Consider the following 24,215-nt stretch of genomic DNA (forward strand, 5'->3'; position numbering starts at 1 on the left):
GCGTCTCTAAAAACCCGCAGCGACGGCAAATTCGGCGTTTTGTGGCAGACGTGATAAAATAACACCTTGATCATGCCTGAGGGAAAACGATGAATATTACCAGTGCCGAAAGAATCCTGTCGCAGGCGGAAGTCATTTGTCAGCAGCGCAGCGTGCGTCTGACGCCGCAGCGTATGGAAGTGTTGCGCCTGATGACCGAGCACAACGCTTCGATTAGCGCCTACGATTTACTGGATTTACTGCGGGCATCTGAACCTCAGGCCAAACCGCCTACCATTTACCGGGCGCTGGATTTTCTGCTGGAGCAGGGTTTTATTCACCGCGTGGAATCGACCAACAGCTACGTTGTCTGCCATCATTTCGAAGAGCCGTCGCACACTTCCGCGATGCTGATCTGCGATCGCTGCGGCTCAGTGGCCGAGCAGCATGCGGATGGCGTTGAAGAAATCCTGAAAAAGCTGGCGCAGAAAACCGGTTTTACCCTGGCCCACAGCGTGATTGAGGCGCATGGTTTTTGCCAGCGATGCAGTGAAGTGGAAGCCTGTACTCATCAGGATGCCTGCGACCACGATCATAGCGTGCCGGGCAAAAAACGCGGGCGCTGAGTTAGCCGATCTGCGAATGCAAAAGCCCCACAAGAAAGATATTTAGTTTGCAAGCGCGGAAGGTAATGAGCTGGCAATGATTCGCGTGCCGCAGACAGAAGATTAATACATCGAGATTTAACAGAAGGCATGTAAAGCGCTTTGTCGGCACGTCCTTGTGCCAGGGGGTAGGAGCTTCATCTTGAATAAGTGTGCTTACCAGCGATGATTGTTGCGGCTTTCCCAGTCGCTCAGTTCTTTCTCGGCCTGGTCTTTCTGGTAGCCATAGCGTTCCTGAATCTTACCGACCAGCTGGTCGCGTTTACCTTCAACCACCGTCAGGTCGTCGTCGGTGAGCTTGCCCCATTGCTCTTTCACTTTCCCTTTAAACTGCTTCCAGTTGCCGCTGATTTCGTCGTTATTCATAACAGATTCCTTCTGGCTGAGATTAATGGTCTGGAATATTTCTATTCGTCACTCCGCTCAATAACCAGATAATTATCTGACTAAACGCTGAACTTACAGATAATTGTAGTGCAAATTTGGCAACGTGCCGTGAATGGAGCAATCTGCGGGCTGTCAGGATCGAAGATTTGCCGCAGAATACAGAAAAAAGCCTGCCCGTTCAGCAGGCTGACGATGACGACGGAATACGTAAGCAAATATGTCCGTCAGCGTGATGAGTCAAACCAGGTGCCGTTACGCCAGTGTCGCCGCCAGATAAACCACAGGCTAACACCGCGCAGCAGCAGGAACACCGTCACTGCCAGCCAGAGACCGTGATTGCCCAATAGTGGAACGGTGAACAGTGTCAATCCGAACCCCGCAGCGGCCACCACCATGCTGTTGCGCATTTCGCTGGCGCGGGTGGCACCGATAAACATCCCGTCCAGCAGATAGCAGCCCACGCCAGCTAACGGCATCACCACCTGCCACCCTAAATAGCGATCGGCCAGCTCCTGTAGCGGTTCAAGGGAGGTGAGCAGCGCCACAATATGCTCGCCGCCGAAGGCATAAATCAGCGAGAACGCCAGCGCCACAACCCCGGACTGGCGGCAGGCGGCGTGCCAGACGCTGAGCAGCTGCTGACTGTTGCCTGCACCGTAGGCCTCACCAGAGCAGGCCTCGACCGCATAGGCGAAACCGTCCAGCGCGTAGGCGGTGAAGGTCAGAAACATCAGCAGAACCGCATTGACGGCAACAATATCACTGCCGAGCCGGGCACCGAAGATAGTCAGAGAGGCAAAGCACACCTGCAGCAGCAGCGAACGCAGCATAATGTCGCGGTTCAGCCGCAGCAGGCGTGCCAGATTACCGCGCCATGCGCTGATCAGCAGGCGGAGCGAGAGGCCGCGCATCACCATCACTCGCCACACCAACAGTAGCCCGACCAGCAGGCTGACGTATTCCGCGATAGCGGTCGCCGCCGCGGCGCCCTGCACGCCCCACTTAAGGCCGATGACAAACCACAGATCCAGCAGGATATTCACCAGATTACCTACCACCAGCAGGATAACCGGCGCGCGGGCATACTGCACACCCAGCAACCAGCCGAGCAGAACCAGGTTCGCCAGCGTGGCCGGTGCACTGAGCCAGCGAATCTGCATAAATAAATCGGCCTGATGCAGCACGTCCTTGCTGCCGCCGGTCAGCCCTAACGCCAGATGGGTCAGCGGCGCTTTCAGCACAATAAAGGTAATACCGGCCAGCAGCGCCAGCAGCAGCGGCTGCATGAGCGCCCGCGCCAGTGCGGGCTTGTCGTTAGCGCCGAACGCCTGCGCGGTCAGCCCGGTGGTGCTCATGCGTAAAAACAGCAGCAGCATAAACAGGAAGCTGGTGATGGTGGTGCCAATCGCCACGCCGCCGAGATAGGTTGGGCTGTCGAGATGGCCAATGACGGCGGTATCCACCAGCCCGAGCAGCGGCACGGTAATATTGGAGAGGATCATCGGCAGCGCCAGCCGCCAGAGATTTTTATCGGCAGCCGTCAGCAGTCGCATTGTTTTCAACCGGAAGCAGGGAGAGATGAGGGATCGCAAAAACGCGCCGCAGAGTGCGACGCGTCAGATTCTGTGGGGGATTACAGCCAGTTGCCGTTGCGGATAACACCGACGGCCAGACCTTCAATGGTCAGCGTCTGTTGACGCAGATCGACGACAATCGGCTGAAATTCGCTGTTTTCCGGCAGCAGGTGAACGATGTTGCCCTGCTTCTTCAGGCGCTTAACGGTCACTTCGTCGTCAATACGCGCGACAACCACCTGGCCGTTACGCACATCTTCCGTTTTATGCACCGCCAGCAGATCGCCGTCCATAATACCGATATCCTTCATCGACATCCCGCTGACGCGCAGCAGGAAATCCGCATTCGGTTTGAAGAGTTCCGGGTCAACCGAGTAATGGCCTTCGATATGCTGCTCGGCCAGCAGGGGTTCGCCAGCGGCAACGCGGCCAATCAGCGGCAGGCCATCGGGTTCTTCCATCATCAGACGAATGCCGCGTGAAGCGCCGGAAACGATCTCAATCACGCCCTTTCTGGCCAGCGCTTTCAGGTGTTCTTCAGCAGCATTAGGGGAACGGAAGCCGAGCTGCGAGGCAATTTCTGCCCGCGTTGGCGGCATACCGGTCTGGTTAATGTGGTCGCGAATCAGGTCATAAACCTGCTGCTGCCGTGCCGTTAGTGCTTTCATCCCGCCCCCTGGTTGTTTATACAGTCGACTGTGAGTATATACAGGTATTTGCGCGTTGAAAACCCAAAGCTGGCTAAAAAACAGCAGTTTGTTGATTTTTGGAAAACCTATCGCAAATGTGAAATCAGCAGCATTACCCACACGAAGATTGCCAATAAGATACTGAGCAAGACGGCAGCCGATCCCATATCTTTCGCCCGTCCGGCCAGGGGATGAATTTCACTGCCGATACGGTCAACCACCGCTTCAATCGCGCTGTTGAGAATTTCGACGATAATCACCATCACCACCGAGCCGATCAGCAGCACGCGGGTGACGGCGTCAACGTCCAGCCAGCAGGCAATAAGGATGGCGATGATGGCGGCAATGGCTTCCTGACGAAATGCCGCTTCATGCTGCCAGGCAGCACGGATCCCCTTCCAGGAATAGCCTGCTGCTTTTACAATTCGAGTCAGTCCGGTGGCGTTATTTGCCATAATCAGGGAACCCTTTGGGAAGTTTAACGTCAATGAGAGGGTGTAGCACATTTTGCAACACCACAGATTCTGCTAGCGCTTTCTGGTATGCTTGCCGCGCTTTGCTAACAAGAGGCTTCATGTTGTCTATGTCAGGTTGGCGTAATTTATATTATAAAATGTTGAATCTGCCAGTGAAATTCCTGGTAAAAAGTAAGGCAATCCCGGCCGAACCGGTTGCCGAACTTGGGCTGGATACTTCTCGCCCTATTATGTATGTGCTGCCTTATGATTCAAAGGCCGATCTCCTGGCTCTGCGCGAACAGTGCCGCAAACAGGATCTCCCCGATCCCCTGCATCCACTGGAGATCGACGGCACCGTGCTGCCCCGTTATGTGTTTATCCATGACGGTCCGCGCGTATTCCCTTATTTCGTTCCGAACCTTGAGTCGGTCAAGCTGTTCCATGACTATCTGGACCTGCACCGCAATCATCCCGATTTGGATGTGCAGATGGTGCCGGTCTCGGTGATGTTTGGCCGTGCGCCGGGCCGTGAAGTGCAGGGTGTTGAGCAGCCGCATTTGCGCGTGCTGAACGGCATCCAGAAGTTCTTTGCGGTGATCTGGCTGGGCCGCGACAGCTTTGTACGCTTCTCGCCTATCGTCTCCCTGCGCCGCATGGCGACCGAGCACGGTACCGATAAGACCATCGCGCAGAAACTGGCCCGCGTGGCGCGTATGCACTTCGCCCGTCAGCGCCTGGCCGCCGTCGGCCCACGTCTGCCGGTGCGTCAGGACCTGTTCAATAAGCTTCTGCAGTCCAAAGCCATCGCCAAAGCGGTGGAGGATGAAGCGCGCAGCAAGAAAATCTCCCATGAGAAGGCCCAGCAGAACGCCGTTGAACTAATGGAAGAAATTGCGGCGAACTTCTCCTATGAGGCTATCCGCCTGACCGATCGCGTGATGGGCTGGACCTGGAGCAAGCTGTATCAGGGCCTTAACGTCAGCGGCGGCGAGCGCGTGCGCCAGCTGGCGCAGGACGGTCATGAAATCGTCTATGTGCCCTGCCACCGCAGCCATATGGACTATCTGCTGCTCTCCTACGTGCTTTATCACCAGGGCCTGGTGCCACCGCATATTGCCGCCGGTATCAACCTGAACTTCTGGCCTGCCGGCCCGATTTTCCGCCGTCTGGGCGCGTTCTTTATTCGCCGTACCTTTAAGGGCAACAAGCTCTACTCAACGGTATTCCGTGAGTATCTGGGTGAGCTGTTTACCCGAGGCTATTCGGTTGAGTACTTCGTGGAAGGTGGCCGCTCGCGCACCGGACGCCTGCTCGATCCGAAAACCGGCACGCTGTCGATGACCATTCAGGCCATGCTGCGCGGCGGCAACCGCCCTATCACGCTGGTGCCGATCTACATCGGCTACGAGCACGTGATGGAGGTGGGTACCTATGCGAAAGAGCTGCGCGGTGCGACCAAAGAGAAAGAAGGCTTTATGTCGATGGTTCGCGGCCTACGCAAGCTGCGCAACCTCGGCCAGGGCTACGTCAACTTTGGTGAACCTCTGCCGCTGGTGACCTATCTGAACCAGCGCGTGCCGGAATGGCGTGATTCTATCGATCCGATTGAGGCCCAGCGCCCGGCGTGGCTGACCCCGGCGGTCAACGATATTGCCCAGAAAGTGATGGTGCGTATCAACAATGCCGGTGCGGCGAACGCCATCAACCTGTGCGTCACGGCGCTGCTGGCATCACGCCAGCGCTCTATGACCCGCGAGCAGCTGACCGAGCAGCTGGATTGCTACCTGCAACTGCTGCGCAACGTGCCTTATTCCAGCGACTCTACCGTGCCGGACGTCAGCGCTGAAGCCCTGCTTGAACACGCGCTGAGCATGAACAAGTTCGAGCTGGAGCAGGACAGCATCGGTGAGATCGTCATTCTGCCGCGCGAGCAGGCGGTACTGATGACCTATTACCGTAACAACATTCACCACATGCTGGTGATGCCGTCGCTGATTGCCGCCATCCTGATGCAGCATCGTGAAGTAAGCCGCGAGGAGCTGCTGCGCCAGGTCAGCGTGGTTTATCCAATGCTGAAGAGTGAGCTGTTCCTGCGCTGGGAAACCAGCGAGCTGCCTGCCGTGCTGGATGCGCTGGTCGCCGAAATGGCACGTCAGGGACTGCTGCTGGCCGAAGAGAGCAGCCTGCGCCTGACGCCGGGCCGCTTCCGTACGCTGCAGCTGCTGGCCGCTGGCGTGCGTGAAACCCTGCAGCGCTATGCCATTACCTTCTCAATCCTCAGCGCTAACCCGGCGATTAACCGCGGTACGCTGGAGAAAGAGAGCCGGACCATGGCTCAGCGCCTGTCGGTGCTGCACGGCATCAATGCCCCTGAGTTCTTTGATAAAGCGGTGTTCACCTCGCTGGTGCTGACGCTGCGAGACGAAAGCTATATCAGCGATTCCGGTGATGCGCAGGTTGAGCAGACCCAGAAGGTTTATCAGCTACTCGCAGAGCTGGTGACACAGGATGTTCGCATGACGATTGAGAGTGCCGTCGCACACGACTGATAAAGCCGGTGAGTTTGAGCATGAAAAAAGGGGCGACCTTGCGGTCTGCCCCTTTTTTATTATGTGAAAGCGTCTTCTGCCGTGCCATCGCTGCTTTGCTACCGAGCAGCACCCATCACATAGCTATGCAGAATGATTGCTGTTACCAGATACTCAGTGCAATCCCGACAAACAGCACCAGCCCAACATAGTTGTTGTTCAGAAACGCCTGGAAGCACTTCTCGCGCTGGCGGTCGGCAATCAGCTTCTGCTGGTGTACAAACAGTACGGCAGCCAGTAAAAGCCCCCAGTAGAAGATGCCGCCTAAACCGCTTAGCCAGCCGGTCAGCGCCAGCAGGACCAGCGTAGCCAGCTGCAGCAGCCCGATAATCAGCTTATCCTGGCGGCCGAATAGAATTGCCGTCGACTTCACGCCAATCTTCAGGTCGTCGTCGCGGTCGACCATCGCATACTGCGTGTCGTACGCCACCGTCCAGCAAATATTGGCCAGGAACAGCAGCCAGCAGGTTAACGGCAGGGTTTCGTTTACTGCCGCCCAGCCCATCGGAATGGCCCAGCCGAACGCCGCGCCCAGCACCACCTGCGGCAGATGGGTGTAGCGCTTCATAAACGGATACATCCACGCCAGCAGCAGCCCGCCCAGCGACAGCCAGATGGTCATGCTGTTCATGGTCAGCACCAGCAGGAAGGAAACCAGTACCAGGCCGATAAACAGCACTTTGGCTTCATTGCTGGTGACCGCGCCGCTCGGCAGCGGGCGACCTCGTGTACGTTTTACGTGGCCGTCAATTTTTCGGTCGGCGAAGTCATTGACCACGCAGCCTGCCGCACGCATAAAAATCACGCCCAGTACAAAGACAATCAGCACGTTAAGCGGCGGTATCTTCATTCCCGCCAGCCACAGCGCCCACAGCGTCGGCCACAGCAGCAGCAGCGTGCCAATCGGTTTATCAACCCGCATCAGGCGGATATAGGCAGAAAGCTTACTCATTTGCAGACTGGTCTCCACGCTACTGATTCTCCTCAGCGTTCGGATGGGCATACAGGGGAGATGCCGGTAAAAACAGTTCCGTCAGCAGCAGCGGTTTATCCGACAGGCGCAGGCGCGAGCGCCGCGCCCACAGATTTCCGCTGCGGCCAACGTCAATAAAGTCGCGGGTTAAGGTTGAGCTGGCAAACAGATAGCGCCCGAGGGGCACGGTGCCCAGCTGCTGCAGCTTCTGCTCCGGACCGATCAGGGTGGATTCCGGCACCAGTGTGCGTGCCACCAGCCAGGGGATACCGTCGCCACAGAGTTCGATCTCGCGCAGCCAGAAACGGCGGTCTGCGGGCAACAGTTTAGCCTCGCTTCCGGCCTCGTGGGCCGTAATAAATCCTTCACGCAGCAGGTTTACGGTCACCTGCTGACAGTGGCGCTCAAAACGCCGGGTCATCGAGTCTTCTTCCATCAGCCAGTCGAGCAGGGAAGCGGTTAACAGGGGCGATGATTCGGGTAGCCAGTCGATAGCGCGCAACAGCGGCAGCGCGTTCTCAGCCATAGCACTTCTCCGCAAAAAATTCAGAAGCAGAGTGTAACGCAGACACCGGAGCCAAACCTATCAAAGCGGGGCAATTACGCAGAAATTTATGGGTAGCACGGCGGGAAGGAAAAAAGGTGCGCCGCACGGCGCACCAGTCATGGAGCCAGCCCAGCAATATGGGGATATTATCCCTTGCCTTTCACACTGCTGATAAAGGTTTGCCGTGCCGATGTGGAGCCCAAACGCTCGGCTTCATTCATCAAACGCAGCGCTTTGTCGATATCACCCGCCTTCGCCGCCTGACGGATACCCTGGTTGAAGTACGTTTCGGTGTCGCTCAGCATCGGCTCCGCTTTCGCCGCTGGCGCAGCCGGTGCCGGTGCCGCCGCGACGGCTGCCGGTGCGGTCGTACTGCCGACGACTACCGGCTGAGGCTGCGGCTGGTTAAACACCTGGCCGATCATCACGTTGCCGCTGCCCTGCTCCGCTTTCACCTTCAGCGTAATCTGGCCGTCACTCACATGAGTGGCAACGGGATCGGGAATCGACGGCACGGCGTTACCCACGCCTTCAGCATAGGCCTTCGCCGGATTTTTCAGCTGAGTCGTGGTGGTGAGATCCTGACGGGTGGTGTACACCAGCAGGTAAATCTGTTTTTGCCCCAGTGCAGGCGTGAGTTTGAGTGTCCCTTCCAGCCGATCCTGCGAGACAACACCCGGTTTCTGATACGGGAAGTAGCTGCCGGGATAGAAGGCAGCCGGGCGCATTTGTTCGTCCAGCACCAGGACATTCGGCACATAGACGCGGCGATCTTTCACCACGCTGGTGAGGGTAATTTCCAGCGAACCGCGATCGGCTGGCAGCGTAACGGCCGCAACCGGGCCGGTCACTTCGCCCTGATTCAGGCTCTGGGAAGACGCGTTCAGTGCAATGTCGTTACTGGCCGGTGGCGTGATCGGTAGCCAGGAGAGGCGCTGCAGTGCAGAAGCCGGAATGGCCGGGGCCACCGCCACGTTCTGTGGCGAAGTAAAGGTTGCCGCCGTAGCGGGCAGAATCGATGCGGAAACCAGTCCCGCAAGCAGGCAGAGTGACAGCAGATTTTTTTTCATTGTATGTTCCTTAAACGGGCCACCCCGATCCCGCCAGGCAATGCAGTTTCGGGGCTAAAGAGATTCGGGCGGGCCTGAGCTGGCCCACCCGCGACTGACTGTTACCACCAGGCTTCCATCTGCACGCCGAAGCTGACTTCATCGTCGTTGCCGCGGCTGAAGGTTTTGGCGCTGGTATCGCTGTAGGCGGTGCCGGAGGTGTATCCGGTATCGTCAGAGGTGGCGTAACCCCATTTCTCATCCCACTTGGCGTAGGTAGCAAACACGCGGATCGCCGGGCGCGACCAGATGCTGTCACCGGCCTGCCACTGCTGGGCCAGAGTCACTTTATACTGACTGTTGCGCTCGCCGGTTTCCTGCGACTTGACGTTGTCGTAGCCCACTTCCAGCAGGGTGCTCATGATCGGCGTCCATTTGTACATCGGGCGCACGCCGGCGGTGTACCAGGTGGTGCCGTTTTTATTGTCGCGATCCAGGTCCTGGAACATCGCGACGTACATCAGGCCCCACTTGTCGTTAAAGTCCAGCGCACCGTGGTCGATGACGCGAAGCATATGGCCGTTGTTATCGATGCTCGAACCTTCCGAGCGGCCGTTACGCTGGGAGGTCAGCGCATCGGTGGCGTACTGCACGACAAACTTGTTGTAGCCGTTGTAGATGGTCTGGGTATGTTCACCCGTCACCATCCAGCCATCTTTGGTGGCGCCGTCCGCCAGAGAATAGCCGTCCTGCACGTTAGCGCGACCGTAGTCAACGCCCAGCTCCAGCACGCCGCCCGGGTTCACGTTCAGCTCGGCCACGCGCACGTCGAAGGTGTCGTTAACGGTCGGAACCTGTTTCTGCTGGTTATCGATAAAGCCGTAGGAGCCGCCCGCTTCACCGTTGCGGGTCACCGCCATGGACAGTTTACCCGCGCCCAGATCGATGTTTTCCACACCTGCACCCGGACCGGAGATGTCCCAGTAGTAGAAGTCGATCATATGAACATCGTGACGCTGGTAGAAACGCTTACCGGCCCACAGGGTAGAACCTGGCAGCCAGTCGATCAGGTTTTTACCCTGAATGTTCACCTCACGAAAGCCCGGGTCGACGCTTTCGAAATCTGAACGCTGAGAAACGGCATATGCCAGGTTGGTATCGAAGTAGAAGCTCTTGTCACCTTCTTTCCACAGTTCCTGACCCAGTTTCAGCTCCGCATAGGTTTCACATTCGTTACCCAGACGGTATTTGCTGTTGGCACCGGTCGCCTGAAAACACTGCTGCTCGCCGCCGCTACCGGTCCAGCCGATACCCGAACGCGCATAGCCTTTAAAATCAACCGCTGCCGCCTGGCCGGAGATGGCCATCGCAATGGCCACTGCCAGAGGATATTTCAGCTTAATCATTATTGTGCTCCTGTTATCACTGCTTTAGCTGGAGTGCTTCTACACCCGGTTCCTGATGCAGCCGACGGCAGGCACTTCCATCTTCACGGAAAAGATGGCAGCGCTGCGGCGGCAGGCCGATGGCGTAATGGGCACCTTCTTCTACCAGCACCACGTCATTCTGGCGGTACACCAGGTTCTGACGCAGGGCGGGGATCTGGATATGGATCTGGGTTTCGTGGCCAAGCTGTTCGACGACCTGCACCACGCCGGAAAGACTGACGTCGGCGACGTCGCTGGGCAGCAGATGTTCGGGACGAATGCCGAGCGACATATTGCTACCGGGCTGGACGTCAGCGCTGTCTACCGGCAGCCAGATCTGCTGACGATTCGGCAGCTCCACCTGCACCTGGTCGATGGCGGTGGCGGTGACTTTGACCGGCAGGAAATTCATCTTTGGCGAGCCGATAAATCCGGCGACGAAGCGGTTAGCGGGATAGTGGTAAAGCTCAAGCGGTTTACCAACCTGGGCAATGCGCCCCCCTTCCAGTACCACGATTTTGTCGGCGAGGGTCATCGCCTCGACCTGATCGTGGGTGACGTAAATCATCGTGCGCTGCAGGCGCTTGTGCAGGCGGGAGATCTCAATGCGCATCTGAACACGCAGCGCGGCATCCAGGTTGGACAGCGGTTCGTCGAGCAAAAACACCTGCGGTTCCGCCACCAGCGTACGGCCGATCGCCACGCGCTGGCGCTGGCCGCCGGAGAGCGCCTTTGGCTGCCGGTCCAGCAGGTGGGCCAGCTGCAGGACCTCGGCCACTTTATTCACCCGCTGCTGGATTTCGGCTTTCGCCACGCCGGCCAGCTTGAGGCCGAAGGACATATTTTCCGCGACGGAAAGATGGGGATACAGGGCGTAGGACTGGAACACCATGCCGACGCCGCGCCCGGCGGGAGGAACATCATTCATTCGCCGATCGCCGATCAGCAGCTCGCCCGAGGTAATCTCCTCCAGCCCGGCAATCATGCGCAGCAGCGTTGATTTGCCACAGCCCGACGGCCCCACGAATACCACGAACTCCCCTTCGGCAATCGTCAGGTCAATCGCATCTGATACCACCACGTCACCCCATGCTTTGGTGACATTATTCAGCACTACGCTGGCCATCCGCTTCTCCCGTCCACTGACTGTTGATGGCCGGAGTGTGCGGCAGCGCGCGGCAAGGTAACTCCTCCACCGCTGGATTTTTTATGGGGGAGGAGAAAGGAGGATGAGAAAAACGCACCCGACATCCGTCATTGGGTCGGCAGGCGAATTTCGTGACGTCACTGGCAAAAATAATGGGTGTTTTTTGTGGCCGGGAACGCAGAAATGGATTTTTTGCTAGTTCGATCACAGAAAGTGATTGGGGGGAGTAGAGCCGGGGATGACGCAGTTCCCCTTGCTTAACAGCAGACTGCATCCACATCCCGACTTCATACCCTTAGAGGAACGAATAATGGCGAAGTTCAGATTAGCGAGTAAAACACTGCTGCTGTGTACCCTTTCCAGCCTGTTACTCCCTGCGCTGGCGCAGGCAAAGATTGAAGAAGGCAAGCTGGTTATCTGGATTAACGGCGATAAAGGCTATAACGGCCTGGCGGAAGTTGGTAAGAAGTTTGAGCAGGATACCGGTATCAAAGTGTCGGTAGAGCATCCGGACAAGCTGGAAGAGAAGTACCCGCAGGTGGCGGCCACCGGTGACGGCCCGGATATTATTTTCTGGGCGCACGATCGCTTCGGCGGCTATGCCCAGTCCGGCCTGCTGGCCGAAGTGTCCCCAGATAAAGCCTTCCAGGACAAGCTCTATCCCTTCACCTGGGACGCGGTGCGCTATAACGGCAAGCTGATCGGCTATCCGATCGCCGCCGAAGCGCTGTCGCTGATTTACAACAAGGACCTGCTGCCCGAGCCGCCAAAAACCTGGGAAGAGATCCCGGCGCTGGATAAAAAGCTCAAGGCCAAAGGCAAAAGCGCCATCATGTTTAACCTGCAGGAACCGTACTTCACCTGGCCGCTCACCGCCGCCAACGGCGGTTACGCCTTCAAGAAACTCGCCGACGGCAGCTATGACCTGAAGGATGTTGGCGTGGCGAATAAAGGCTCGCAGGAAGGATTACAGTTCCTCGTCGATCTGATTAAGAACAAGCACCTGAATGCCGATACCGATTTTGCCATTGCCGAAGCGGCCTTTAACAAGGGCGAAACCGCGATGACCATCAACGGTCCGTGGGCGTGGGGCAATATCGAGAGCGCGAAGATTAACTACGGCGTGACCCTGCTGCCGACCTTCAAAGGCCAGCCGTCGAAACCGTTCGTGGGCGTGCTGAGCGCGGGCATTAATGCCGCCAGCCCGAATAAGGAGCTGGCGAAAGAGTTCCTGGAAAACTACCTGCTGACCGATGACGGACTGGCGAAGGTCAATGCCGATAAGCCGCTGGGCGCGGTGGCGCTGAAATCGATGCAGGAGAAGCTGGCGAAGGATCCGAAGATTGCCGCCACCATGGAGAACTCGCAGAAGGGTGAAGTGATGCCAAACGTGCCGCAGATGAGCGCATTCTGGTACGCGGAACGCACCGCGGTGCTGAACGCGATCAACGGCCGTCAGACGGTTGATGCCGCGCTGAAGGACGCCCAGGCGCGTATCACTAAATAATCCCCGTTGTCTGCCAGGCGGGCGGAAGCGCCCGCCGCTGCTGTAAGGAATTTCTATGGCGAACGTTGCCGGTAAGCATGGCCTGAAGTGGCTGATCGTTACCCTGTTTGCGCTGTTTACCGGCTACCTCGTGGTGCTGATGTATGCGCAGGGTGAAGTGTTGTTCGCCGCGCTGACGCTGATTGTACTCAGCGTTGGGCTGGTGATTTTTGCTCAGCGTCGGGCCAGCGCCTGGCGTTATGTCTATCCGGGACTGGCGGGCATGGCGCTGTTTGTCCTCTTCCCGCTGGCGGCGACCATCGCCATTTCCTTTACCAACTACAGCAGTACCAATCAGCTGACCTTTGAACGGGCGCAGACGGTGCTGCTGGACCGCCAGTATCAGGCGGGAGAGCGCTATAACTTCAATTTGTGGCCGCAGGGCAATCAGTGGGTCCTGCAGCTGACCGCCGACGGCAAGCCCGGCTATCTCTCCGAGCCGTTCAGCTTCGATGATAAAACGCCACAAACCCTGACGCTGAAAGAGAGCGCGGAAACCCCTCAGGGCGAACGCGCGATGCTGCGCGTCGTGACGCAGAACCGCCAGGCGCTGGGGCTGATTACCGCCACCCTGCCCGACGGTAGCAGCGTGCGGATGAGCTCGCTGCGCCAGTTTTCCGGCACGCAGCCGCTGTATAAGCTGGCGGCGGACGGCAGCCTGGCCAATCAGCAAACCGGCACGGTTTACTGGCCGAACGATGAGATTGGTTTCTATCAGGCGAAGGATGCCAGCCAGCAGTGGAGCGGCGAGCGTCTCAGCCCCGGCTACACGGTGAGCATCGGCTGGAAAAACTTCCTGCGCGTGATGACCGACGACGGCATTCAGAAACCGTTTATCGGCATCTTTATCTGGACGATTGTGTTCGCGCTGTTGACCGTGATCCTGACCACGGCCGTCGGAATGGTGCTGGCCTGTCTGATGCAGTGGGAGGCGTTAAAGGGGCGTGCGGTGTATCGTCTGCTGCTGATCCTGCCCTATGCGGTACCGGCCTTTATCTCTATTCTGATTTTCAAGGGGCTGTTTAACCAGAGCTTCGGTGAAATCAACATCATGCTCAACGCCCTGTTTGGCCTGAAGCCCGCCTGGTTCAGTGACCCGACGCTGGCGCGCAGCATGCTGGTGGTGGTGAATACCTGGCTTGGCTATCCCTACATGATGATCCTCTGTATGGGGCTGCTGAAGGCGATTCCGGACGACCTGTATGAGGCTTCGGCGCTGGACGGTGCCACCACGGTACAGAACTTCTTCCGCATCACGCTGCCGCTGCTGCTGAAGCCGCTGGCACCGCTGATGATCGCCAGCTTTGCCTTTAACTTTAACAACTTCGTGCTGATCCAGCTGCTGACCAACGGCGGACCGGACCGTCTTGGCACCACCACGCCGGCGGGCTATACCGACCTGCTGGTCAGCTATACCTGGCGCATCGCCTTTGAAGGCGGCGGCGGGCAGGACTTCGGCCTGGCTGCAGCGATTGCTACGCTGATTTTCCTGCTGGTAGGCGGACTGGCCGTGCTGAATCTCAAAGCCACCCGCATTAAAGTCGACTGAGGTAAACATGGCTATCGTACAACCGAAATCGCAGAAACTGCGCCTGCTGTTCAGCCATCTGCTGCTGCTGAGCTTTGTGGCCGTCATTATGTATCCGCTGCTGATGGTGCTGGCTATCTCGCTGCGCCCGGGCAACTACGCCATCGGCTCACTGCTGCCGGAGCATATTTCCTGGGACCACTGGAAGCTGGCGCTGGGTATTCCGGTGGTGCATGAAAACGGCAGCGTGACGCCGCCGCCGTTTCCGGTGCTGCTGTGGCTGTGGAACTCAATTAAGGTAGCGGCCATCAGCGCGGTCGGCATTGTCGCCCTCTCCACCACCTGCGCCTATGCCTTTGCCCGCATGCGCTTTCGCGGCAAGTCCAGCCTGCTGAAAGGGATGCTGATTTTCCAGATGTTCCCGGCGGTGCTGTCGCTGGTGGCGCTCTATGCGCTGTTCGACAGGCTGGGACAGTATCTGCCGTTTATCGGGCTGAATACCCACGCGGGTCTGATCTTCGCCTACCTTGGTGGGATTGCGCTGCACGTGTGGACGATTAAGGGCTATTTCGAAACGATTGACGGCTCGCTGGAAGAGGCGGCGGCGCTGGACGGTGCCACGTCGTGGCAGGCATTCCGTCTGATCCTGCTGCCGCTGTCGGTGCCGATTCTGGCGGTGGTATTTATTCTGTCGTTTATTGCGGCCGTTACCGAAGTGCCGGTGGCGTCGCTGCTGCTGCGCGACGTGAACAGCTACACGCTGGCGGTGGGAATGCAGCAGTATCTCAATCCGCAGAACTATTTATGGGGTGATTTTGCCGCGGCCGCCGTGCTGTCGGCGCTGCCGATTACCCTGGTGTTTATTATCGCTCAACGCTGGCTGGTTAACGGCTTAACCGCCGGGGGCGTGAAGGGCTAGTCCGATTTATTTGCCACTGCTGCTGTTTTTTGCTTCGTTACATCCTGTGTTTCAGGCGGCCCGACGGCCGCCTGTTTTTTTATTCACGCTTCAACCGGTTGCTGTTCGCCAGCCATAGCGTAACCACCAGGATCAGAATCGCCAGGCAGTAGGCCAGGGTATCGAACGGGTTTTTATGATCGACGATGATCAGGCGGATAATCGCAGTAATGCCGATATAGACAAAGTAGCGCAGCGGGAAGTGGTAGCCCGACTGGAAGTATTTGACGATCAGCGCGATAAACTCGAAATAGAGAAAATAGATCACGATGCCTTCAATCAGCAGATACGACGACGTCTGCTCCCCGGTGTTCAGCAGGACGTTCGCCAGATGAATCGTCTCCTTGCCGAGGAAGATCACCAGGATAACGGCCAGCGCAATCAGGCCAGCGTTCAGCACCATCTGTAGTGCAAAGGCCAGACGGGTGGCCGGAGTATTTCGTACGGGGGGAGTCATGTTCACACCTCTAAATAGTTGTTATCTGTCGGATATGCCGACAGATAACACTATGCTTTAGTGTGATGCAGATCACAAGATAGTGGATTCTGGATTTAGATATGAAAAAGATAAAGGGCCGGTTAACGGCCCTTTATCTATCGCGCGTGCAGTTAGTGGAAATTGCGATCGCGGTCGGTAGTCATATCATACAGCTCGTACTTACGTCCCAGCTGCTGGCCGCCATCACGCGTCAACGGTGTCCAGTTGATGTTTGCGCGGCTGCGGGTTGGGCGAATACTGAACAGATCCATCGGCACCGAGATATAGAAGCCCTTGGTGAAGTCACCCTCGCCGTAGTCTTTCGACGAGACGTTGGTTTTGGTTGCGTAGACGCCCGCTCTGACGCCGCTGTCGAACTGTTTAGAAACATCCAGCGTCACGCCTTTATCCTCGGCGAGGTACTGACCGACGCTGGCCTTCACCAGCACCTGATCGATAAACGTCGGCTGCCAGTAGACGGTGAGGTTGCCGACTTTCGCGCTGTAGTCGGTGAACTTCATCATATTGTCCCAGTCACGCTGCTTCACGTAGTTGGCATCGACGCCCACCGCCCAGCTGGAATCCAGAGGACGATACAGCAGTTCACCACCGGCTCCGCCGTACATGGTTTCCAGATAACCACCGTACACCTGGCCGTAGAAATCACCGCCCAGGTAGTGCATGTAGTTGGCCTGCAGGTTGTTCACGTAGACGTCGTTTTCAACGTACTGACGAATGTGGGTACGTACACGAGGTAATGTAGAGTCACCCGGCAGACCATTAAAATTAAATCTGTCGTAGTTATTCACCACGTTAAAGAACAGGCTGCCGTCGAGCAGCAGGTGCTCGGTGGCCCAAAGATTGGCATTAGCCATGACGCCAATCTGGTACATGTAGAAGCTTTCCGGGCCACCAAATGATTGGCTCAGAACAGGTGCCAAACCATAATCGAGGCGTCGGCCATCAATAAAGTAACCCTGTTCGGTGTGCTCCGGGGCAACCGGGTTGATCCGCTGCTGCTGCAGCGTCTCTTCACGCCCCAGCGGGTAGCCTTCCAGCTGGCGCTGCAGGCTGGCCACGTCGGTTTTGGTGGTCACCTGCGGCATATGTTGACGCTGTTCGGTCAGCTCAATGGTCTTCACGCCTGCCGGCAGATGATTGGCCAGAATGACGTTGGCGCGCTCAACCGCTTCCTGGTTATCACGATACTTGGTCTGCTCGCCGCTGGCGTACAGCGTATCGCCCTTCAGCTGAATATGCGGCGCGTCAAAGCCGGCGTTGTACTTCAGGTCGGTCAGCTGGCTGGCGGTCACCGTCGAATCAAGGAAGCGGCCCTGCGGCTGCGGATCGTAGGCTTTCTTCGGCGTATCAAGGTGCGGCTGGGTCAGCTCGTTAAAGTTGGTGCGCAGGGTGAAGCCGGCCATAAAGGTATTGCCGCGCTCGTAGCTGACGTTGACGTCCGCCCAGTCGGTAATCCGGTAGATGGCACCGACGTTAACCTTGCTTCTCTGCTCCAGCTTGCCGGCATAATCGCCCTGATAGTCGTTGCCTTCATATTCCATTTTCAGGCGCAGCGGCTGCCACGGGGTCTGGTATTCAATCCCGCCGAATACCGCCATCGGGCCCTTAAAGGAATCGCCCAGGCTTATCGATCCCGCCGACCCGTTGCCTTCAGAGCGGTAGCAGTACTTTTCACTGGCGGTACAGAACGGGTTGGTGACGTTGCCGCTGTTGCCGAGATAGCCCCAGCCGACGCCAAGGGTGAAGTCAAACGGCCCCCAGGCCTTGGTGCCCACCACGTATTCGCTGTCAAACAGGCCGGTACCGCCGATATCCCGCTTGCCCACAGAGACTTCCGGCAGCCAGAAGCCCTCTTCCCAAAGACGCAGTTTCAGATCGAAGGCTTTATCTTTATACGTCTGATGTCCGCTAAAACTTTCAACAGGGTTATACAAACGAGTTCTGACGTCTGTATAACGTACTGTAGCCTCCAGCCATGGAAACAACTGCAGCGAGGTGGAGTAAAAGCGGTACTGGTCGTTATAGCGGTAGTTCAGGCTGAATTCGCCCTCTTTGGCCATACGCGCCGTTGGCACCTGCAGCAGGCCAATACCGCCGAAGTCGGACTGCGAGGGTCCAACCGGCTCGGGATAGGAAGCCGCCTGAACCTGGCAGGCACAGGCAACGGAAAATGAAAGCAGGCTGAGAAGATAACGTTTTTTCATCAGTCAGGGATCCGGTGCGTCAAAACAGAAACGATCTGCTGGTTAAGGTCGGCAAGGTCGCTCGGCAGCGCCCAGGATGAGAAACCAATAAAGATAGTGCTGCCCGCCTCCAGCTCAACGTGGCGGCGATTCCAGTAGGCAACGGGAACCTCAGTTACCTCACCGGCCGGGGAGATTACCAGCGCCACGTTGCGCTCTGCGCCGCTTTGATGCGCGCGTGAGTCGAGATAATCCGCTACCGGGCGTCCGGCAACCCACGGCGTGGTGCCCGCACCATCGACGGCGCCGGCCAGTCTGACCGAGGTCGGTTTAGCGACGGTATAAACGCTGTATTCTCCGACCAGGCGGCGATTGGCCTGCGGTCGGGTACGTACCCAGTCGGGATCGAGGTTGACCAGCTGGCGCCCGGTCACCTTCAGCGAGGCAACCTGCTGGCGGACATTGTCGACCACCGCGGCTTCGGCCAGATCGTTATCGCTGCGCAGGTTATCGCGCCACACCTGTAAGCGAGCGACCAGTTCCTGCTGCTGGCGAAGCGCCACCGCCGTGGCCAGCTTTTCGCCGATCACCGTACCGGGCCACCAGGTTTTTCCCTGCAGCGCCGGGCTGGCGACCAGCTGTGCCAGATTTTCCGCGTGGCTGACGACGGCAGTTTGCGACTGCCCCGGATAAAACACCGTGACCTGGCTGTCCGCCATGGCCTGCAGCGACAGCGATGCCACTATCCCTGCGAGAAGAGTTGTGATTTTTTTCATGGTTTCGCAGGCTTCAGAATAGTGGTTGCCACAGGGAAGTAGTCCGCTCCCAACATTTGCACGGCCTGGCGTACCTGTCCGCTCGAGGTATCCACCCAGAAGGTGTTGCGCCAGGTTTTACCACTCTCCGTCAGCTCGACCTCTTCCTGCCAGACGCGGCTGGCAACCTGACGGCCGCCCAGCTGCAGGACTTCATCTTTCAGGCGGGTGAAGTGAGAGACCGCGGTGCCGGTGCGCAGCTGGCCTTTTTCCGTCCAGCTCATCACGCGAGTCCAGCCGGCGCCGTCCGTCAGGCGCAGCGCATCGCGCAGCGGATCCTGTTGCAGATTGGTCACCTCGTTGAGGTTATCCGTCAGGCCCAGGGTTTTCACCAAGCGGCCGCTTTGCGTGACCACCGTCGCGTGATCCTGAGTGATCCATTTCTGCTGACCATCTTCGCTAAAGCCCATCACCACGAAGATTTGCTGACCGCCGTTAAGGCGCAGATACATGCTGGCGTAGGGAATTTTAGCGATCTGTTGATTGGTTAACTGAATGTCGTCTTCGCCGAGCACAGCCAGCTTAAAGGTTTCACCCAATCCTTTTTGAGTTTGTGTACAGGCCTGAAGCAACAGGCAAAGCAGCAGCAATGGTAGGTTTCGCACCAGTGGGATCCCTGAGCTAAAGAAAGCAGTGTGAAAATAACCACACTTTCGTGTGGTTATGTTTAATGTTGATACTTAGCGAGTTCTGGTGGTCGTGGTGGTCGTGGTTCCGGTGTTGGAACCATCGCCGCCGCCTGACGCAGCCAGCGCAACACCTGCAAACGCCGCTACCGCACCGATACCGATGGCAGTAGATGCGCCAGCAGACAGTGCTGCCGCTTCAACACCAGCAGCGGTGCCGCCAGTGGTGTCAGTCGCAGTTGTTGTTGCAGCGACATCGCCAGGAGCGGCGAAAGCAGCTGAAGCGGTTGCTAAGTACAGTATGGCTGCAGTAGCACATAAGACTTTTTTCATTACACTTTCCCTTCACAGTATGAATGGACACCAGGGCCTGGATGGTTCCTGGCATCTTCATTATGGGGAAATAACTCCCAGAAATCAGCGCCCGTTCCAGGTATTGATAAAATAGTTTTTTACACTTCTATTTTTTAGAAAAAGATATTTTCAAGTTTGTAACATGCCATCAAGCACCATGGGCAGAACATAATGCTGATTTGTACTAAAAACCAGCACTATGCCGTTAAAACAGGCGCAGAGTGTAATATCGTATTTTCAAACAGGCTAAAGATAAACAAAAATGTTTTAAATCATGGTGTTATTGCCGTTTTTTTCTCAAGTAATTCAGTGAAGTAATCCATTCTGACGCGATTTTTTTAGGATTAATCTCACCCATACGGGATGAACTTTCGCTGTTTTCAGGAAAAACCTCAGGGCAGTGGAGCAGGAAAAGGCGAGATTGAGGGGGCAATACGGGGAAACGACAGTGAGCGACTGTGTAAAACAGCTTTCATTTGCCCATAAAAAACCCCCGAAAAACCGGGGGTTTTAGCACTGAATACGAAAATTAACGCCAGGTTTTATAGCGGTTGATCAGGCCGTTGGTCGAGCTGTCGTGGCTGTCGACGTCTTTCGCATCTTCCAGCTCCGGCAGAATGCGGTTAGCCAACTGTTTACCCAGCTCCACGCCCCACTGATCGAAGCTGAAGATGTTCAGAATGGCGCCCTGAGTGAAGATCTTGTGCTCGTACAGGGCAATCAGCGCACCCAGGCTGTACGGGGTGATTTCGCGCAGCAGGATGGAGTTGGTTGGACGGTTGCCTTCAAACACCTTGAACGGCACCACGTGCTCAACGGCGCTGGCGGCTTTACCGGCATCGGCAAACTCTTTTTCCACCACGTCGCGTGACTTGCCAAACGCCAGCGCTTCGGTCTGAGCGAAGAAGTTAGACAGCAGCTTGCTGTGGTGATCGCCCAGTTTGTTATGCGAGATCGCCGGGGCGATAAAGTCGCATGGCACAATCTTGGTGCCCTGGTGAATCAGCTGGTAGAAGGCATGCTGGCCGTTAGTGCCCGGCTCGCCCCAGATAATCGGACCGGTCTGGTAGGAAACCGGGTTGCCGCTGCGGTCAACGTACTTACCGTTGGACTCCATGTTGCCCTGCTGGAAGTAAGCCGCAAAGCGGTGCATGTACTGATCGTACGGCAGAATCGCTTCGGTTTCAGCGCCGAAGAAGTTGTTGTACCAGATACCAATCAACGCCAGCAGCACCGGCAGGTTTTTCTCCACCGGCGTATCGGCGAAGTGGCGGTCCATGGCGTGTGCACCGCTCAGCAGCTTCTCGAAGTTATCGAAGCCGATGGACAGTACGATCGACAGGCCAATCGCCGACCACAGTGAATAGCGGCCGCCCACCCAGTCCCAGAACTCAAACATGTTGTCGGTATCAATACCGAACTCCGCCACCGCCTGTCCGTTGGTCGACAGCGCCGCGAAGTGTTTCGCCACGTCGCCCTGCTCGCCTGAAGTCAGGAACCAGTCGCGCGCGCTATGGGCGTTGGTCATGGTTTCCTGAGTGGTGAAGGTTTTAGACGCCACGAGGAACAGGGAGGTTTCCGGGCTCAGGCCCTTCAGCGTTTCGGCGATATGCGTGCCGTCAACGTTGGAAACGAAGTGCATTTTCAGATGGTTTTTATACGGGCGCAGCGCTTCGGTGGCCATAAACGGGCCGAGGTCAGAACCGCCGATACCGATATTCACCACGTCGGTGATCGCTTTACCGGTAAAGCCTTTCCACTCACCGCCGATGATGCGTTCGGAGAAGCTTTTCATCTTCGCCAGCACCGCGTTAACTTCCGGCATCACATCTTTGCCATCGACCACAATTGGGGTGTTGCTGCGGTTACGCAGCGCAACGTGCAGCACGGCGCGATCTTCAGTACGGTTGATTTTCTCGCCGGAGAACATCGATTTGATGGCGTCCTGCAGGTCGGTTTCTTTGGCCAACGCCTGCAGCTTGCTGAGCGTTTCAGCGGTGATGCGGTTTTTGGAGAAGTCGACCAACATCTGGTCGTCAAAGGTCGCAGAGAACGTGGCAAACCGGTTGTTATCCCTGGCGAAAAGGTCAGCAATCTGAACGTCTTTCATTTGTTCAAAATGCTGCTGCAGAGCCTGCCAGGCAGCGGTTTGTGTCGGATTGATATTTTTCATAGCAACACACTCTTTTTATTTAAGAATCGTAAATCAGACCGGACAACATCGTACCTGTTTGCGGGGATCGTCTCCCCTTTTCCTGTAACAGGTTTCGGCTATCAACAGCGGAAAAACTGCGGTTTGCCCGGGCGCTATTTCGCATTCTGTCGGTGAGGATGATTCACACTAAGCATTTCAGTATGACGATGAAAGAAAAAAATTTACAGCCCGTACCGTGCTTATAAATGCCCCCGGCGTCAATCGACGGCGCTTTTTTAGCCGCGGATGATTAGTAAGATTGATACGACCGGGGTAATAAGGAAAATGAATAATCATCAGCCTCCCGGCGTTGACACCAGCGACATAACCCGATATTTCTACACGCCTGAATAACGCGTGCATCTGCGCGCAAGCCAGAAGAGGCGCGTCGCCCAGGCAGTGTGTTTGAGGATCCGTATCCGTAGATAACACATCAGGGGGAGCGACGCCGAGGTATAAACCACGCGGAGTGGGGCGTATCGACTGCAGGGGCTGAATCCTCTGGGTTGTCACCAGCAACGTCCGGTAGTCGGGCGGCGAGGTGGGGCGCTTCTGGGTGACGCGTAGCGGCTTGCTCTACGCTATATCCCTTTCCTGCCCTTACCTTGTGCCAAGCTGATGGAATAAATCCTGACACGAAGGTAGTCATCGTAATGTCTCAAAATCTGATCGTGGCGAAATTTGGCGGCACCAGCGTTGCCGACTTTGCCGCTATGAACCGCAGCGCCGATGTGGTGTTATCCAATCCTGACGTTCGTCTGGTGGTGCTTTCCGCCTCTGCGGGCGTCACCAATTTGCTCGTTTCCCTGGCTGAAGGCCAGCCGCTGGAGCAGCGCGCCGCGCTGTTGGACGATATTCGCCGTATTCAGTACGCCATTCTGGATGAACTGCAGCAAAGCCAGGTGATCCGTGAAGAGATCGACCGCATGCTGGACAATATTGCCACGCTGGCCGAAGGCGCCGCGCTGGCGACCTCTGCCGCGCTGACCGACGAACTGGTTAGCCACGGTGAACTGATGTCTACCCTGCTGTTCGTGGAAATTTTGCGCGAGCGCGCGGTGACCGCCGAGTGGTTTGACGTGCGTAAGGTGATGCGCACCACCGACCGCTTTGGCCGCGCCGAGCCGGAAGTGGCCACGCTGGCCGAGCTGGCAGCCGCGCAGCTTAAACCCCGTATTGCCGAAGCGCTGATCGTCACTCAGGGCTTTATTGGTAGCGAAGAAAAGGGCCGCACCACCACGCTCGGCCGCGGCGGTAGCGACTATACCGCCGCGCTGCTGGGCGAAGCGCTGCATGCCGCCCGAGTGGATATCTGGACCGACGTTCCGGGCATCTACACCACCGACCCGCGCGTGGTGCCTGCCGCGAAACGCATTGATGTGATTACCTTCGAAGAAGCCTCAGAAATGGCCACCTTCGGGGCGAAAATTCTGCATCCGGCCACCCTGCTGCCTGCGGTGCGTAGCGATATTCCGGTGTTTGTCGGCTCCAGCAAGGATCCGTCTGCGGGCGGCACCATGGTGAGCAACAAAACCCAGAATCCGCCGCTGTTCCGCGCGCTGGCCCTGCGCCGCAAGCAGACTCTGTTAACGCTGACCAGCCTGAATATGCTGCACGCCCGTGGCTTCCTCGCCGAGGTGTTCAACATCCTGGCGCGCCACAATATCTCTGTCGATCTGATCACCACTTCCGAAGTGAGCGTGGCGCTGACGCTGGACACCACCGGTTCAACCTCGACCGGCGACAGCCTGCTGACTCAGGCGCTGCTGACCGAGCTTTCCTCGCTGTGCCGCGTGGAAGTGGAAGAGAATCTGGCGCTGGTCGCCATTATCGGTAACGAGCTATCCAAAGCCTGCGGCGTCGGTAAAGACGTCTTCAGCGTGCTTGAGCCGTTCAGCCTGCGCCTGATCTGCTACGGGGCCAGCAGCTACAACCTGTGCTTCCTGGTGCCGGGCCAGGATGCGGAACAAGTGGTGCAGGCGCTGCACCGCAATCTGTTCGAGTAACCTCTCATCGGGCCAGTCACGGC

22 protein-coding genes and 1 riboswitch are annotated in these 24,215 nt (G+C 57.2%); of the genes, 6 read left to right on the forward strand and 16 right to left on the reverse strand.

Annotated elements, in window-relative coordinates; genetic code table 11:
- The first annotated feature begins 95 nt into the window (after positions 1-95).
- Positions 96-605, forward strand: a complete 510-nt coding sequence (gene zur, locus EC836_RS08495; RefSeq protein WP_123332173.1) for a zinc uptake transcriptional repressor Zur — start codon at positions 96-98, stop codon at positions 603-605.
- Positions 606-800: 195 nt separating this feature from the next.
- Here zur and EC836_RS08500 read toward each other — a convergent pair whose 3' ends face one another.
- The 4 genes from EC836_RS08500 to EC836_RS08515 form a co-directional block, all read right to left on the reverse strand.
- Positions 801-1,010 (reverse strand): CsbD family protein, encoded by a 210-nt coding sequence (locus EC836_RS08500; protein WP_123332006.1) that lies wholly within the window; start codon positions 1,008-1,010, stop codon positions 801-803.
- A gap of 245 nt (positions 1,011-1,255) precedes the next feature.
- The gene (dinF, locus tag EC836_RS08505; protein ID WP_123332008.1) at positions 1,256-2,584 is read right to left on the reverse strand and encodes an MATE family efflux transporter DinF; all 1,329 of its coding nucleotides are present in this window, start codon (positions 2,582-2,584) and stop codon (positions 1,256-1,258) included.
- A gap of 80 nt (positions 2,585-2,664) precedes the next feature.
- The gene (lexA, locus tag EC836_RS08510) at positions 2,665-3,273 is read right to left on the reverse strand and encodes a transcriptional repressor LexA (protein ID WP_123332010.1); all 609 of its coding nucleotides are present in this window, start codon (positions 3,271-3,273) and stop codon (positions 2,665-2,667) included.
- A gap of 107 nt (positions 3,274-3,380) precedes the next feature.
- Positions 3,381-3,749, reverse strand: coding sequence for a diacylglycerol kinase (locus tag EC836_RS08515; RefSeq protein ID WP_123332012.1), 369 nt, complete (start codon positions 3,747-3,749; stop codon positions 3,381-3,383).
- Between the two features lie 128 nt (positions 3,750-3,877).
- Between EC836_RS08515 and plsB the strand changes: the two genes are divergently transcribed.
- Entirely contained in the window at positions 3,878-6,301 is a 2,424-nt protein-coding gene (plsB, locus tag EC836_RS08520; RefSeq protein WP_123332014.1) for a glycerol-3-phosphate 1-O-acyltransferase PlsB, read from the forward strand.
- A 142-nt stretch (positions 6,302-6,443) separates the two neighbouring features.
- Here plsB and ubiA read toward each other — a convergent pair whose 3' ends face one another.
- From ubiA to EC836_RS24585, 6 genes are all read right to left on the reverse strand, one after another.
- A complete protein-coding gene (gene ubiA, locus EC836_RS08525) occupies positions 6,444-7,292 on the reverse strand; it encodes a 4-hydroxybenzoate octaprenyltransferase (protein ID WP_370347123.1) in 849 nt (282 codons plus the stop codon).
- 19 nt (positions 7,293-7,311) lie between these two features.
- Complete coding sequence (gene ubiC, locus EC836_RS08530; RefSeq protein ID WP_123332018.1) at positions 7,312-7,839, reverse strand: chorismate lyase; 528 nt, start codon at positions 7,837-7,839, stop codon at positions 7,312-7,314.
- A gap of 167 nt (positions 7,840-8,006) precedes the next feature.
- Entirely contained in the window at positions 8,007-8,930 is a 924-nt protein-coding gene (malM, locus tag EC836_RS08535) for a maltose operon protein MalM (protein ID WP_123332020.1), read from the reverse strand.
- 101 nt (positions 8,931-9,031) lie between these two features.
- Positions 9,032-10,315 carry a maltoporin gene (locus tag EC836_RS08540; RefSeq protein WP_123332022.1) on the reverse strand — a complete coding sequence of 428 codons (1,284 nt, stop codon included), beginning with the start codon at positions 10,313-10,315 and terminating at the stop codon, positions 9,032-9,034.
- Positions 10,316-10,331: 16 nt separating this feature from the next.
- Positions 10,332-11,462 (reverse strand): maltose/maltodextrin ABC transporter ATP-binding protein MalK, encoded by a 1,131-nt coding sequence (gene malK / locus EC836_RS08545; protein ID WP_123332024.1) that lies wholly within the window; start codon positions 11,460-11,462, stop codon positions 10,332-10,334.
- The gene (locus EC836_RS24585; protein ID WP_148050356.1) at positions 11,440-11,763 is read right to left on the reverse strand and encodes a hypothetical protein; all 324 of its coding nucleotides are present in this window, start codon (positions 11,761-11,763) and stop codon (positions 11,440-11,442) included. Before EC836_RS24585 ends, malK begins: the two co-directional genes overlap by 23 nt.
- 30 nt (positions 11,764-11,793) lie before the next feature.
- Between EC836_RS24585 and malE the strand changes: the two genes are divergently transcribed.
- Genes malE through malG form a run of 3 tightly spaced genes read left to right on the forward strand, consistent with a single transcriptional unit; the run spans position 11,794 to position 15,476 of the window.
- A complete protein-coding gene (gene malE / locus EC836_RS08550; protein ID WP_123332026.1) occupies positions 11,794-12,990 on the forward strand; it encodes a maltose/maltodextrin ABC transporter substrate-binding protein MalE in 1,197 nt (398 codons plus the stop codon).
- A gap of 55 nt (positions 12,991-13,045) precedes the next feature.
- Positions 13,046-14,578: a maltose ABC transporter permease MalF gene (malF, locus tag EC836_RS08555; protein ID WP_123332028.1), complete on the forward strand. Its 1,533-nt coding sequence runs from the start codon at positions 13,046-13,048 to the stop codon at positions 14,576-14,578.
- 7 nt (positions 14,579-14,585) lie between these two features.
- The gene (malG, locus tag EC836_RS08560; protein ID WP_123332030.1) at positions 14,586-15,476 is read left to right on the forward strand and encodes a maltose ABC transporter permease MalG; all 891 of its coding nucleotides are present in this window, start codon (positions 14,586-14,588) and stop codon (positions 15,474-15,476) included.
- 79 nt (positions 15,477-15,555) lie between these two features.
- Here malG and psiE read toward each other — a convergent pair whose 3' ends face one another.
- The 6 genes from psiE to pgi all read right to left on the reverse strand — a co-directional run bounded on the left by psiE (position 15,556) and on the right by pgi (position 22,165).
- Positions 15,556-15,972 (reverse strand): phosphate-starvation-inducible protein PsiE, encoded by a 417-nt coding sequence (gene psiE / locus EC836_RS08565; RefSeq protein WP_123332032.1) that lies wholly within the window; start codon positions 15,970-15,972, stop codon positions 15,556-15,558.
- Between the two features lie 152 nt (positions 15,973-16,124).
- Entirely contained in the window at positions 16,125-18,218 is a 2,094-nt protein-coding gene (locus EC836_RS08570; RefSeq protein ID WP_123332034.1) for a YjbH domain-containing protein, read from the reverse strand.
- The gene (locus tag EC836_RS08575; RefSeq protein WP_123332035.1) at positions 18,218-18,973 is read right to left on the reverse strand and encodes a capsule biosynthesis GfcC D2 domain-containing protein; all 756 of its coding nucleotides are present in this window, start codon (positions 18,971-18,973) and stop codon (positions 18,218-18,220) included. The genes EC836_RS08570 and EC836_RS08575 overlap by 1 nt, the downstream gene beginning before the upstream one ends.
- Positions 18,970-19,617 carry a YjbF family lipoprotein gene (locus tag EC836_RS08580; protein ID WP_123332037.1) on the reverse strand — a complete coding sequence of 216 codons (648 nt, stop codon included), beginning with the start codon at positions 19,615-19,617 and terminating at the stop codon, positions 18,970-18,972. The genes EC836_RS08575 and EC836_RS08580 overlap by 4 nt, the downstream gene beginning before the upstream one ends.
- A 75-nt stretch (positions 19,618-19,692) precedes the next feature.
- On the reverse strand, positions 19,693-19,971 hold the full coding sequence (gene yjbE, locus EC836_RS08585; protein WP_123332039.1) for an exopolysaccharide production protein YjbE: 279 nt from the start codon (positions 19,969-19,971) through the stop codon (positions 19,693-19,695).
- Positions 19,972-20,521: 550 nt separating this feature from the next.
- A complete protein-coding gene (gene pgi / locus EC836_RS08590) occupies positions 20,522-22,165 on the reverse strand; it encodes a glucose-6-phosphate isomerase (RefSeq protein WP_123332041.1) in 1,644 nt (547 codons plus the stop codon).
- A gap of 391 nt (positions 22,166-22,556) precedes the next feature.
- A riboswitch (Lysine riboswitch) is annotated at positions 22,557-22,746 on the forward strand.
- Between the two features lie 93 nt (positions 22,747-22,839).
- Between pgi and lysC the strand changes: the two genes are divergently transcribed.
- Positions 22,840-24,192, forward strand: a complete 1,353-nt coding sequence (gene lysC / locus EC836_RS08595; protein WP_123332043.1) for a lysine-sensitive aspartokinase 3 — start codon at positions 22,840-22,842, stop codon at positions 24,190-24,192.
- Positions 24,193-24,215: the final 23 nt, after the last annotated feature.

The organism is Erwinia sp. JUb26 (genome assembly GCF_003751505.1).
GTDB lineage: Bacteria > Pseudomonadota > Gammaproteobacteria > Enterobacterales > Enterobacteriaceae > Erwinia.

Coding starts and splice junctions, on each gene's coding strand:
- pgi (WP_123332041.1), bottom strand. CDS start 22,165: ATGAAAAATATCAATCCGACACAAACCGCTGCCTGGCAGGCTCTGCAG.
- malM (WP_123332020.1), bottom strand. CDS start 8,930: ATGAAAAAAAATCTGCTGTCACTCTGCCTGCTTGCGGGACTGGTTTCC.
- EC836_RS08515 (WP_123332012.1), bottom strand. CDS start 3,749: ATGGCAAATAACGCCACCGGACTGACTCGAATTGTAAAAGCAGCAGGC.
- EC836_RS08575 (WP_123332035.1), bottom strand. CDS start 18,973: ATGAAAAAAATCACAACTCTTCTCGCAGGGATAGTGGCATCGCTGTCG.
- EC836_RS08540 (WP_123332022.1), bottom strand. CDS start 10,315: ATGATTAAGCTGAAATATCCTCTGGCAGTGGCCATTGCGATGGCCATC.
- malG (WP_123332030.1), top strand. CDS start 14,586: ATGGCTATCGTACAACCGAAATCGCAGAAACTGCGCCTGCTGTTCAGC.
- malF (WP_123332028.1), top strand. CDS start 13,046: ATGGCGAACGTTGCCGGTAAGCATGGCCTGAAGTGGCTGATCGTTACC.
- ubiA (WP_370347123.1), bottom strand. CDS start 7,292: ATGAGTAAGCTTTCTGCCTATATCCGCCTGATGCGGGTTGATAAACCG.
- ubiC (WP_123332018.1), bottom strand. CDS start 7,839: ATGGCTGAGAACGCGCTGCCGCTGTTGCGCGCTATCGACTGGCTACCC.
- EC836_RS08570 (WP_123332034.1), bottom strand. CDS start 18,218: ATGAAAAAACGTTATCTTCTCAGCCTGCTTTCATTTTCCGTTGCCTGT.
- lexA (WP_123332010.1), bottom strand. CDS start 3,273: ATGAAAGCACTAACGGCACGGCAGCAGCAGGTTTATGACCTGATTCGC.
- dinF (WP_123332008.1), bottom strand. CDS start 2,584: ATGCGACTGCTGACGGCTGCCGATAAAAATCTCTGGCGGCTGGCGCTG.
- EC836_RS24585 (WP_148050356.1), bottom strand. CDS start 11,763: ATGTGGATGCAGTCTGCTGTTAAGCAAGGGGAACTGCGTCATCCCCGG.
- yjbE (WP_123332039.1), bottom strand. CDS start 19,971: ATGAAAAAAGTCTTATGTGCTACTGCAGCCATACTGTACTTAGCAACC.
- malE (WP_123332026.1), top strand. CDS start 11,794: ATGGCGAAGTTCAGATTAGCGAGTAAAACACTGCTGCTGTGTACCCTT.
- lysC (WP_123332043.1), top strand. CDS start 22,840: ATGTCTCAAAATCTGATCGTGGCGAAATTTGGCGGCACCAGCGTTGCC.
- psiE (WP_123332032.1), bottom strand. CDS start 15,972: ATGACTCCCCCCGTACGAAATACTCCGGCCACCCGTCTGGCCTTTGCA.
- malK (WP_123332024.1), bottom strand. CDS start 11,462: ATGGCCAGCGTAGTGCTGAATAATGTCACCAAAGCATGGGGTGACGTG.
- plsB (WP_123332014.1), top strand. CDS start 3,878: ATGTCAGGTTGGCGTAATTTATATTATAAAATGTTGAATCTGCCAGTG.
- EC836_RS08500 (WP_123332006.1), bottom strand. CDS start 1,010: ATGAATAACGACGAAATCAGCGGCAACTGGAAGCAGTTTAAAGGGAAA.